The organism is Psychrobacter sp. CX21, from assembly GCF_057396255.1.
Genome location: NZ_JBXYJG010000003.1, coordinates 135,755 through 147,740, shown reverse-complemented (window position 1 = coordinate 147,740; position 11,986 = coordinate 135,755). Strand labels below are relative to the sequence as shown.

Annotated in this window: 8 protein-coding genes and 1 pseudogene; 5 read left to right on the top strand and 4 right to left on the bottom strand. The window is 40.3% G+C overall.

All coding sequences use genetic code 11. The annotated features are described in order from the left end of the window. Positions 1-72 precede the first annotated feature (72 nt). Positions 73-903, bottom strand: coding sequence for a shikimate dehydrogenase (aroE, locus tag AC2SLP_RS03080; protein ID WP_486535167.1), 831 nt, complete (start codon positions 901-903; stop codon positions 73-75). Between the two features lie 618 nt (positions 904-1,521). Between aroE and AC2SLP_RS03075 the strand changes: the two genes are divergently transcribed. Then, the gene (locus AC2SLP_RS03075) at positions 1,522-2,289 is read left to right on the top strand and encodes a hypothetical protein (RefSeq protein ID WP_486535166.1); all 768 of its coding nucleotides are present in this window, start codon (positions 1,522-1,524) and stop codon (positions 2,287-2,289) included. A 184-nt stretch (positions 2,290-2,473) separates the two neighbouring features. Next, complete coding sequence (locus tag AC2SLP_RS03070) at positions 2,474-3,556, top strand: aminotransferase class IV (RefSeq protein WP_486535165.1); 1,083 nt, start codon at positions 2,474-2,476, stop codon at positions 3,554-3,556. Here the strand turns inward: AC2SLP_RS03070 and AC2SLP_RS03065 are convergent. Together AC2SLP_RS03065 and AC2SLP_RS03060 are read right to left on the bottom strand one after the other, a co-directional pair. Further along, positions 3,539-3,640, bottom strand: a pseudogene (locus AC2SLP_RS03065) (hypothetical protein); the annotation flags it as partial. The gene AC2SLP_RS03070 and the pseudogene AC2SLP_RS03065 overlap by 18 nt on opposite strands. A gap of 302 nt (positions 3,641-3,942) precedes the next feature. Further along, the gene (locus AC2SLP_RS03060; RefSeq protein ID WP_486535164.1) at positions 3,943-4,707 is read right to left on the bottom strand and encodes a DpnI domain-containing protein; all 765 of its coding nucleotides are present in this window, start codon (positions 4,705-4,707) and stop codon (positions 3,943-3,945) included. Between the two features lie 230 nt (positions 4,708-4,937). Between AC2SLP_RS03060 and mltG the strand changes: the two genes are divergently transcribed. Both mltG and tmk read left to right on the top strand, forming a co-directional pair. Next, positions 4,938-6,134, top strand: coding sequence for an endolytic transglycosylase MltG (gene mltG, locus AC2SLP_RS03055; RefSeq protein WP_486535163.1), 1,197 nt, complete (start codon positions 4,938-4,940; stop codon positions 6,132-6,134). 123 nt (positions 6,135-6,257) lie between these two features. Continuing rightward, a complete protein-coding gene (gene tmk, locus AC2SLP_RS03050) occupies positions 6,258-6,902 on the top strand; it encodes a dTMP kinase (protein ID WP_486535162.1) in 645 nt (214 codons plus the stop codon). Positions 6,903-7,172: 270 nt separating this feature from the next. On the opposite strand, the gene AC2SLP_RS03045 is transcribed toward tmk, so the two are convergent. Further along, the gene (locus AC2SLP_RS03045; RefSeq protein WP_486535161.1) at positions 7,173-9,491 is read right to left on the bottom strand and encodes a cation:proton antiporter domain-containing protein; all 2,319 of its coding nucleotides are present in this window, start codon (positions 9,489-9,491) and stop codon (positions 7,173-7,175) included. A 1,062-nt stretch (positions 9,492-10,553) separates the two neighbouring features. On the opposite strand from AC2SLP_RS03045, the gene AC2SLP_RS03040 reads away from it, so the two are divergent. Beyond that, positions 10,554-11,978 (top strand): Do family serine endopeptidase, encoded by a 1,425-nt coding sequence (locus AC2SLP_RS03040; protein WP_486535262.1) that lies wholly within the window; start codon positions 10,554-10,556, stop codon positions 11,976-11,978. The last annotated feature ends 8 nt before the right edge of the window (positions 11,979-11,986 follow it).

The following is an 11,986-nucleotide window of genomic DNA, read 5'->3' as shown; positions in this document are numbered from 1 at the left end:
ATAGGACAGCTCTTTAATTAAGTCTCACTATCAATCCATGCTAACTATGCATATTATTAACTATGAATATTATTAACTATGCATATTATTAATATGAGTAACAGCAGTCCCTGTCCAAAGCGCAAAACTTAATGCTGCTTGCCCGATTAGCATGCCATAACCATCAGATACAGCAGCGCCTTTTGACTTAAAGTGATTTAAAAAAGGTAGATCACGGCCATACATCATGTCATAAGCGTATGAGCCGTTTAATTGAGGACTAAGCGGCAGAGCATCCCCTGATAATCCAATAGAGGTTGCATTGATAATGATATCAAAGTCACCTGTTAAGTCTTTGATAGAACTGCTATTAAGCTGCATGTCATGAATCGTGGGGCTTTTTTGAGACACCTCTTCAATTAAACTTTCAGCTTTACTCACCGTGCGGTTGGCGATGGTTATATGAGCGACGCCTGCTTCAACCAGCGGTAAGATAATGCCACGCGAAGCGCCTCCAGCGCCTATTATGGCGACTTTAGACCCTTTAATAAGCCAATCTAATTGGGTCAAATGATTGACCAAACCTTGCCCATCTGTATTATCGCCGTATAGCTGTCCGTCTTTTAACATCAGGGTGTTTACCGCACTTGCGACAGCGGCATGAGCTGACAATCCGCCGCGTGAAGCGCAAAGGCTATAAGCGGTCTGCTTAAATGGAACCGTGACATTGGCCCCTACGCCGCCACCATTAAAAAAGGCATCAACCACCGCAGTAAAGCTGCCTTCATCATCAGGGCAGTATTGGCGGCTGTACTGGATAAGGATATCAGCTTGTTTGGCAAAGGATTGATGAATCTGTGGTGATTTACTATGTTCAATGGGATTACCAATAACAATAAAATGTTGAGTAGCAGGTAAGGTCATAAATAGCTCAATTATTGTATGTGTAGTCTGAAAGTGAGAGTGCGAGAATTTATCATTCAAAATCGTGTTTGTGTCGATATCTTATACTTACTATAACAAACACACTAATATAATGAGAGCTATGCGTAATAAATTGATAAGGTTGTGTGCTTTTGCCCCTATGCAATAGCTAAGCTTTTGGATAAACTAAGCATCAATCATATAACCATACGAAAAGTATGACTTAACGAAAACTACCATTAAACAAAACTACGACGGTATAAATTATAACCGCATGACTAGTATGGCGATATAACTAGTATGACCACATCATTAGCATGATCATATGAGACGGTGCGAATTAAGTTTGGTTACGTCTGATTGTTATATAAACTATATAAGTAGTTTAGTAGATAATTGATAAATAGTTTATAGATAGTTTATTTAGATAATTTAATAAATAGTTATATGTGTAAGTATAATGCGTTAGGCTACGTCTTAAGATAATTGTGGTTACTATTAATGGCGGTTACTCTTAATTGTAATCACTCTTAATAGGGTTAATCATAACAGGGACTACTCCCTAGCATATCTGGATTTAACAACGTTTCGTAATATTGGGTTATAAATGGAATGAGAATGAGTATAAGCAAAATTACAAACATTAGCAGACAATTGTCAAACGTTGCCTCGTTATCTCGCACCAGTCTATATGATAATGGTCTATCTCATATTAGTCGTATGGGTATAAGTGCCACCCTTATGGCAGGTCTCTTACTAACAGGGTGTAGTAATAATGAAAAAGACGTACCTGTTGAAGAGATCGCTGATGAGCAAGTGGTAGGTGAAGAAGAGACGGTTCAAGCTGCAAATGGCAATGCGGTCGTTGCTCATGGTATGGGTAATGAAGCATTAGATTCAGATGCTTCACAAAATGCTGATGACGCTGGAGAAGCCCCAAAACCTGTCAGCTATGATGTGCAAAACTGGAAGGGGCATGATCAGCAGCTAACGCTTAACGATCAGGATGATATTAAAGATTTGTTAGGTTCCGTCACCGCCACTGATAAAAATAGCTTAGATTATGTCAGTAGTACGGCCACCAAGTATAGATTTATGGAAGGTGAACAACCCTATTTAGACCTTATTGACTCAAAAAAGTATCTGGAAATAGGATGGTATTACGCCAATCCTAGAGATTCAGATAGCGAAAAAGAGATGAGTATCGATCACGCCAAAAAAGTCTACGCCGTCGCAACAGCGCTTATGGGTGATGCAGGTGCACAGTTGGTTGCAAGTATTCTATCGGGTCAGATTATCAAAAATAAAGAGATTAATGGCGTCAATGTCGAGCTTGCCAAATGTGAGTTTTATAGCTGTATGCTGATTATGCAAAAAGACAGCTAGAGCATTTTTTAAGTCTGAGTGCTTTAAAACTTTTGACTATATCCTTCAAATTCCAATTATTAATAGTTTAAATAGCTATTGGTTTTTATAGCTATTGGTTTTTATAGCTATTAATTTAAATAGCTATTAGGATTGCGGCTTGAGGGTTTTTTAAACTTTAAATGAGTTCTAAAGTAGAATTATTATGTCTCAAGTCATGATGTGGTATCAGCTTACAGAGTCGGGGATGGCGCGCTGTGACCATGACGGTGGTCATAACGTTGATACTGCTTCAACCCCTTGTCATCAAGTTATTGTTGATAGCACTTTCTCAGCCAGTCCCATCTCTAATAACAGCGACTCTAACTCTAATAGCTATTCTTATCACTGTGTTTCTTATAACTGTGTTGCTCCAGCGTTAAGGGGCATGGCATACGGTGACGGGTTTTTTACCACTCTTGGTGTTTATAACGCTGATCCCCTGCTGCTGGAATATCATCAATCGCGAATAGATAGTCATTGCAAGGCTCTGCATCTACATTTACCTGAACCTTTAAAGTCGCAGCTATGGCGCTCAGTCATTCAGCATTCAGCCGATATCCAGCATGGTATCCTCAAAATTATAATTACTCGCAGTCCTCAGTCTGTTCGCGGTTATGGCTATGCGCCTAATCTTGAGGACAATACAGCGATGGTTTGGATAGGTGTGAACAAAACACAGCCTTTGGCCCATGAGCGTACCCCAATTTTGAATACCGAAGTGTCGTCACCTAATGATGTGAGTGATCATACATCTGTGATTTTACAGCAGTCACCTATTACTGCTATTTGTTTACGCTCAAAGCTTGCAAGTTGGCCTGAGCCTTTGGCAGGGCTTAAAACCCTAAACCGTTTGGATAATGTCAAAATCGCCGGCGAGCTTGAGCAGATTAAGCAAACATTAAACAACGTAGCAGAAGGGCTGGTTCAAGACATGAGTGGTAACTGGGTAGAGGGGGTTATGAGCAATATCTTTTATCAACTAAACCCCACCACTAAAGATAATACTCCGAATCATTGGTACACACCGCCTATTAGTCATGCTGGGGTGCGTGGGATTACGCGCCAAGCTATCTGCGATAGATTAGACACTAAAGGCTATCCTGTTCAAGAACGCCCTCTAAAAGATAAAGATTTGAGTCAGTTACACTCACTGTTCTTTTGTAATGCAGTGAGAGGCGTTATTCCAGTTCGCAAGCTTTGGATAAAGGATGAGGTGCTTGAGTTGTCGTTAAAGGCCTTTCAATAAAAATTCTGTGGCAATGTGATGGCTGCTATTTAATACAATATCTTCGTTTGTATATTCCTCATGTATTTGTTCAATAGCTTCTTCCTTACTGCTAGCTTATATTTCAATCGTTTTGGCTAGAGTTTCAATAATTTCAACTGAATAATTCTGACTCTTTAATGTCAATGTTAGTCCCTTATTAGGATTTAAATATAAAAATGAAGCCTTTTACTTATATAAGTATTGTAAACAGCTTTTGATTGTATTTTAAAAAGAAATTATGCTTACCTACTTCCATAAGTTTATAGAGTTAATATCCCATATACATAGTTCATTAAAGTATTAACTATATCTTCTAACTTTTATAATTAATAGAGTTAAATTAGAGAAACTATATATAGGCTGTCCTAAGACAATTTGCGGTATCTGCCCCTGCCTATGAATTCAATGATGCCCTTATCTCGCAGAATTTGTAATTGCTGACGTATTTTCGCTTCAATATTATTGTTCTCAGGATATAGAGATTTGAAATAATCCTTGAAGAAATAAACCTGTTCAAGTTTGAACTGTGGGGATAGTTTATCAATATAGCTCATAACCTCAAGTGTCCAGCCTCTATTTTGAACAGACTGATGACGCAAAAAAGTAGTTTTTTGAAAGTGGGAGGTAACTTGAGAAAGCTGTATAACCTCTTGGTCTCTTACTATAAAAACTTTTCCTAATTCTGGGATTTTATGCAGGTTTATATTACAGCCTACCCATCCAGCTCTTCTAGCTGTTGAAGGTAGAGGAGGGCGTTTAATGATGATATCTGGTGTAAAAAAATGTTTAGGTATAATTATAAAGTTATTAACTGTGAATTGCTTTGAGTAGGTCAGAAAGAAGAAGTTAGGATTGTCTTGACTACTTATACGTTTAATCATAGTCGCATAAGACCCGTCATTAATAATACTGCTTAATTTTGCTCTCTTACTTTTTAACTCATACTGTTCATTACAAACGGAACAATAGAAGTCAGCCACAGGTTGGTTGTTTTTAAATTCAGATAAAGGACTATCTCCACAATTTGGGCAATAACCATTATTTTGAACCCAGCTCTCACTTAGCACTCTAATTATTTGACTTGGCGATTTGTAGTTCTTTGCTAAGCGTATATCAAACTTTAAGTCCATTGATTGCTCCTATCGCACCGTATTATATAGTTAAAGAAATCTAAAATTGTTATAAGCCAACCGAGTGGAAATTCTGCTCATGTAGGTTTAGCGAGGTTAACACCGTAACCATTTAGAAGTTCGCTGACTATAACTAAATTTTAGGCCAAAATAGGTTAGATGCCGAATCACCATTGAATATCATTGCATAGAGTGCTAAATTCTAGCAAACTTTAACTTCGTGAGTGACCATGAGCGATATTAATTCTGAAAAACCAAATAGCATTCCGCCTAAACAGCCCAATACACACACCAACACACAACCTATCGAGCCCACGGATGTCTCTTTAGTGTGTAATGAGACTGAAACTACCCCTCCTAAGAAGTCGCCCGAACCGACGGCCAAGAAAGGCTACCGGTTTTTATTGGTGTTGGCATTAATAGGGGTGTTCGTATTAGGTATGGGGTATCAAACCTTATTTGGACATTCTGATATAGCCGAAGGGGATATGGTTGTTGAAGAAGGGCAGAGTTACTACGGGCTGTTACCTCAGTTTCAGCGTGACGTGCCTATGTTTTCAGCAAGTATGGCAAAGCTATATATCAAATATCGCATTAACGAGCCATTAAATGCGGGCACGTACCATGTCCCAGCGCAAGCAAACTTAGTGGAGCTGATGGACGCATTACAAACAGCCCAAAAGCTTGATATGGTGGTGGTTCAAGCCATCGAAGGGAGAATGGTGAGTGAGCTTTATGAGAATTTAGCCAATACTGAGGGTGTGGTTTTAAACGTATTAAATGAAGATGGCACACCAAAACCAAATTTAAAACAACTGCTAGAGATTGACGCCACTACTCCTGAGGGCGAGTTTTCTCATAATTTAGAAGGTTGGTTCACCCCAAATACCTATCATTATGCTAAAGGTGTTACGGACACCCAGATATTAAAAGATTTATATAAAACTCAGCGTGAGGCGCTTGATAACGCATGGGCAAATAGAGCAGACGGCTTACCGTATCAAACGCCCTATGAGGCGCTGATTATGGCGTCTATTATCGAAAAAGAAACCAGTGTGCCAAGTGAGCGTGAGTTGGTATCGGCTGTCTTTGTGAACCGTCTCAAACAAGGCATGCGCTTGCAAACAGACCCAACGATTATTTATGGTATGGGCGATCGCTATGATGGCAATATACGCCGTAAAGATATCGATGAAAAAACTGCTTATAACACGTATCAAATCGATGGTTTACCACCGACACCTATTGCATTGCCTTCGCCTGAATCGATAGAAGCTGCCATGCATCCAGCAGACAGTGATGCGCTGTATTTTGTGGCGACGGGTACTGGCGGACACAAGTTCACCAAGACGCTTAATGAGCACAACCGTGCCGTGCAAGAATATCTTAAGGTGCTGCGTGAACAAAGAGCAGCCGAAACCCAATGACTGAACTCTTAAAATTATAAGCTCTAGAACTGTTAGCTTTAAAACTTTATTCTTTAAAACTATTAGCTCTCAAACTATAAGCTCTCAAACTACTAATCTTAAAACTATAGAGAAACATGCGTCATGATACAGACGGTCAAGTCAGGTCAGTTCATAAGCTTTGAAGGTACAGAAGGTGTGGGGAAGACCACTGCCATTAATGGACTGTGTGAGCGTTTAGATGCTCTAGGCATCGATTATGTACGTACGCGCGAACCAGGCGGCAGTCCTTTTGCAGAGCAATTGCGTGAGCTACTGCTAGATACCAATACAGAAATTGATGATGATACTGAGCTGTTATTGATGTTTGCAGCACGCAGCGACCATCTGTACAAGGTGATTTTACCTGCACTTAATGAAGGCAAATGGGTGGTGTGCGATCGATTTATAGATTCGACGGTAGCCTATCAAGGGTATGGGCGTGCTCATGCCGATGCGGCAATGCTGGATAAGATAACTCATTTGATTACCCAGTTTGTGCCACGTTTGCCTGACTTAACCTTGTGGTTAGACTTAGCTGTTGAAGAAGGTATGCAGCGGGCAGGTAAACGCAGTGCTGCCGACAGGTTTGAGCAAGAGGCAAAGGCATTCTTTGAACGTGTTTATCATGGATTTAGTGAACAGCATAAAAACCATCAGCGTATTAGACGTATTGATGCCAGTGGAGATGAGCAGGCAGTAGCCGAACGTATTTGGGAAACGGTACAGCCTTATATAAAATATGCCTGACCCCCTCTCGAGTACAGCTCTCGCCTTGCGGACGGGCAAAGCAGTGCTTTGCTCGAGAACCGTTCACAGAGCTGATGCTAAAATCGCCCTAAACGTTGTTGTTAATCTAGCTAAGGTCCAATACGCTTCGGGCATTATCGTCGATTAACGCCTAGTTTGGAACACAGCTTGGATCAATTGATAGCTATCAGCAGTCCTAATATTTGAATGTTTCACACGCTCTAATCTTAGCGTTAGTCTCAAATCAGCGGTAACAACAGAAGCAAGAGTCTAATCGTTAGACTTCTTGTCAGCTTCTGTCTTACGAGCTTGAGTATCTGGCAAACGTTGAGGGTCTAATGAGCCGTCTGCTTGTTTTGGCGCTTGAGAGTTACCATTTTCTTGAGATTCTAATGACTTAGATTTCAAAGACCTTTGTGATTTAGTCAGCTTGTTCGGATTTTCAGCATGCTTTTCAATCGATTTTTCAAGCTGATTAGCAAGATCTTCTTCAAGTTTGGTAGCTGGCGCAGGCGTCACGACATTAGATTCGGCCTTAATTTCAGATTTGTTTGCCGCTTTGTTTTTATCTGTACTATACGTTCCTTGCGTGCCATGCGTTTTAAGTGCTTTAGACGCTTTAGTCGTTTCAGCCGTTTTGGAAGCGTCTGCCGATTTTGATTTTTGAGTGTCATCGTACATGGGATCACGAACGTCGTCCGTTAAGATTTTCTCCTTACGTTTTTCTGGCGACTTAGAGGTAGCTTCAAACTGAGAGTCTGCACGCGCACGCGCTTCGTTTTGTTTTTCAGTGACGTCGACTTCCTTCGGCTGCACCTCATCCTCAATGACCAAAGCGACTAATTTATGATCACGAGGTATATTGTTATCAAAGCTGTCTGTAATAACGCTTAGACGGCCTTCTTTGTCCACCGTATATAGCGGAACAAACTGCTTGTTGTCAGCTCTATATTGGCTATAGCTGTAGCTATCGGTAATATTAGTTATTTTGATACGCGCTTTTTTAGATAGCATACTGGCCATCTTAGTGTAAGTCACATCTTTACCGAACAACCAACGAGACTCAAAGTGAGAGCGTTTTTTATCACGTTCTGTTTTTGTTTTATCTTCACTAAACTTTAACCGATAAATCTTTTGATCTCCAAATTCGTGACGATAGTGTATTTCAGACAAAGTATTCATCTCTTTGTCCACACTCATTGCGAATAGGTGCCCAATGCCAATTAAGTCTAAATAACGCTCTGCATGGTCTGATATTGGATTGCCAAAGTAGGTGCGTAGCCCCGCCATACGCGCTTTGGCGATATTGGTGTAGTTATTGTGCGCAACTAAAACATCGAATCCCTGATCTTGTAGAGATTCGGCGACTTTTAATGCCACAGGGTTTGAGCCAACAACGAGCACGCCATTGCTTGCAGGTTCACGTACCCCCAATAGGTTGCCGACCATCTTCGCTCCCAAGCCTTGGATTAGCACCGTACCGATAATCACCATAAACACAAGAGGGACTAATAACTCGACTCCCACAATGTCATATTCTTCCAAACGAATGGCGAATAGTGAGGAGATTGCTGCGGCAACAATACCGCGTGGCCCAATCCAGCTAATCATCAGCTTCTCATTGGTTTTAAGATTGGAGCCCATTGACGATGCCCAAACGGATAGGGGGCGCGCCACAAACATAACGATAGCCAGTAAGACAAGCCCGCTAAACCCAACACTTAGTAGACTCTCTAGCTGCACACGCGCGGCCAATACAATGAATAGCACCGAGATTAATAATACGGTTAATGATTCATTAAATTCGAGAATCTGATCACGCGGGAAGTCTTTCCAGTTGGCTAAAGCAACACCCATGACGGTCACAGCCAGTAGCCCTGACTCGTGCTCGAAATGGTTGGAGATAGAGAATAATAACAACACAAATGCCAGCGTAAATACATTATGTAAAAACTCTGGAATCATATGACGTTTGATTAAGTTTGCTAATACAAAAGCACCAAACATACCAATAATAGTAGCGATAATGACTATTTCGGCAAACAAGAAGATACTATTGGCTTCACCACCAGATATGATGTATTCGTATACTAAAACAACGGCAATAGCACCCACTGGATCAATGATGATACCTTCCCACTTCAAGATATTTGAGATGGTTTTGTTGGGGCGTACACTGCGCAGTAGCGGCATGATAACAGTAGGACCAGTGACACACACTAGCGAGCCAAATAACAGTGCAATTAAAGGATCAACGTCAAATAGGATATAGGTAGATAAAGCGACGACGGCTATGGTTATCAAGACACCAACGGATACCAGCATTTGTACAACTTTACCGTGCTGTTTGATCTCGTCAAACTCTAAGGTCAGTGAGCCTTCAAATAAGATAATGGCGACACCTAACGAGATAAAAGGAAACAATAAGTCGCCAAGCACCTCATCCGGGTTTAAGTACCCCATCACTGGTCCAACAAGAATACCAATAAGTAGTAAAAATAGAATAGACGGTTGTTTCAAGTACCAAGCAAGCCACTGAGCGGCAATGCCAAGCCCAACCACGCCAGATAAGAGTAAGGCGGTATCCATGAAATTTTCCTTTTGTTATCAAGACATCATCACGATATCGTCTAGTGTCAATTAAGCGTATGCTCAGGATTGCAATTTTGATTTTTGATTATAAAACAACGTATTGTTAACGCCATTAACTACGATACACCCAGACAGTTGTTCAATAGTGATTCTATATTAGGGCTACACGTTAATTCAAAAAGGGTACACGGTGTAAAAAAAAGCCTAGTAATGACTAGGCTATAACAAAATGTAATTAAGTTTAATGCGTTTTGCGTTACTTAGTTTAATATATGAACATTTAATTCTGTTGAATTAAGATAACGTTTTTTTAAAATAACGTTCATCTACTTAACGTTTATTTACGTTGCTATTTTATAAAATGGCTAAAATAAAATATCTATTATAAAAACAACATTTACAAAGTTTGCTTCTATATAGTTAGCTTTTACGTACATTGCTATTAATTGAGTAGCTCTTATATTAATGGATTTAATTAAATAGTATAAAAGCGAACGTTAATTTTAATAGGTTATCAAAGCCTATCTTTATTTTGCACCCACGAACCTCACTTTGAGAACTATCCTTCTTGATGGCTGTCTATAATAGATAGCTGTCTATAAATGGTTATCAAACCATTAAATATTTAATTAAGCTTAATATTTTTCGTAAGCTTAATATTATGTGAATCACAATAAATATTATTATTTTTAGGATTTAGGATAGAGTTAAGCGTCATAATGATGAGGCAGCGTACTTTAATACCAAAATTATACGTAGTTTATTATATCACGAAACATACATACTATAAGGTAAAGTAAAATCACTACCCCTTTTCTCGATCCTTTATTTACATAACATGAAATATCGGCGCTAATCTAGGGCGGAGAAATTATAATGAAAAAAACCAACTTTATGCTTAAGGAGACAGCTATCAAACATAACATGCCTAAACAGCATCGCGTATGCATAACGCAAGCGTCACAGGCACCTACCAAACGTCCCCCTTCTTTATTAAACGCAATGGCATACAATAGCCAACGCCTGTTCAAAGCCATAAGTGTGAGCTCATTACTCGCCATGAGCAGTTCAGGTTTAATAGGTACCGGCGTGATAGGATCAGGATTAATCGGTACGGCAGCGTTAACGCTAACGCCCTTAGTCTCGAATTCTGCGCAAGCAGCCGTAATAGCAACAGACTTCTCTGAGCTGGTCGAACAAGTATCTCCAAGTGTGGTGCGTATCAACGTCACCAAACAAGTTAGCCAAGAAGAGCTTGCTAAAGCACAAACTGCCGAATTGCTACGTCAATTTTTTGGCGATAGAGTTCGCATACCAGGCGCTCAAACGGCACCTGCTATTGAATATAGTTATGGTACTGGCTTTTTTGTGACTACCGATGGATATATATTGACCAACCATCATGTTATCGCAGGCGCCGATAATATTACCGTCAGTTTAAACGATCGCACCGAACTTGATGCCACGTTAGTAGGTAGCGACGAACGCTCAGATGTGGCGGTGTTAAAGGTTAAAGAGAATCCAATAAAACCTTACTACAAGATACCCACAGGCGATTCTAGTAAAGTCAGAGTTGGCGAGCCTGTTCTGGCCATTGGATCACCATTTGGGTTTGATTATTCGGCATCAGCAGGTATCGTTAGCGCGAAGTCGCGAAATTTCTCTCGTGAGACCAGTGTCCCTTTTATACAGACCGATGTGGCGTTAAATCCAGGTAACTCAGGCGGACCTTTATTTAACCGCCGTGGTGAAGTTATTGGGATTAACTCACGAATATTTAGCGGTACAGGTGGCTATATGGGACTGTCGTTTTCCATACCCATTAATGAGGCTATGGATATTTATAAGCAGCTCAAAAACAATGGCGAGGTTATACGTGCTTATTTGGGCATATTCCCACAAGATATCGACCGTAATCTAGCAGAAGCCTATGGTTTAGCTAAACCGCAGGGTGCTTTACTCATTAAGGTGACTCCTGACTCGCCTGCCGAAGCCGCAGGATTTAAAGCCGGTGATATTATCACCGAGTTTAATGGGCGTACGGTATTAGAGTCGAACGATGTGATTAATATTATTAACCGTGCTAAACCCAATGATAGATTTAATGCAAAATTAATTCGTAAAGGAAAACAGCTTAGTGCAAGTGGTGTACTCAAAGCGGCGCCAACTGATATGAGTGAAGATAGTATGGCGCAAGCTAATACTCCTCAAGTTCGTTTGGGCTTACGTATACAGGCATTATCTAAAGAGAATCAAGCGCAGCTTGGTAGTGGCGGGGTGCTAATTACTGAGGTTGATCCTACAGGGCTTGCAGCACGTGCAGGTCTAAGACCAGGTGATTTAATTACCAATTTCCATCAAAAGTCTATTAATAGTATTGATGACTTTGTATCCGCACTTAAGCAGTTGCCTGATGAAGGGGTAGTAACTATTGAAGTGGTACGTCAAGGTATTCCAGCCATTATCGGTATTAGATTGGACTAAATTAAACT

Excerpts from the sequence above, each read along its gene's own strand:
- tmk (WP_486535162.1), top strand. The coding sequence starts at position 6,258 with ATGATACAGACGGTCAAGTCAGGTCAGTTCATAAGCTTTGAAGGTACA.
- mltG (WP_486535163.1), top strand. The coding sequence starts at position 4,938 with ATGAGCGATATTAATTCTGAAAAACCAAATAGCATTCCGCCTAAACAG.
- AC2SLP_RS03060 (WP_486535164.1), bottom strand. The coding sequence starts at position 4,707 with ATGGACTTAAAGTTTGATATACGCTTAGCAAAGAACTACAAATCGCCA.
- AC2SLP_RS03040 (WP_486535262.1), top strand. The coding sequence starts at position 10,554 with ATGAGCAGTTCAGGTTTAATAGGTACCGGCGTGATAGGATCAGGATTA.
- AC2SLP_RS03045 (WP_486535161.1), bottom strand. The coding sequence starts at position 9,491 with ATGGATACCGCCTTACTCTTATCTGGCGTGGTTGGGCTTGGCATTGCC.
- aroE (WP_486535167.1), bottom strand. The coding sequence starts at position 903 with ATGACCTTACCTGCTACTCAACATTTTATTGTTATTGGTAATCCCATT.
- AC2SLP_RS03070 (WP_486535165.1), top strand. The coding sequence starts at position 2,474 with ATGTCTCAAGTCATGATGTGGTATCAGCTTACAGAGTCGGGGATGGCG.
- AC2SLP_RS03075 (WP_486535166.1), top strand. The coding sequence starts at position 1,522 with ATGAGTATAAGCAAAATTACAAACATTAGCAGACAATTGTCAAACGTT.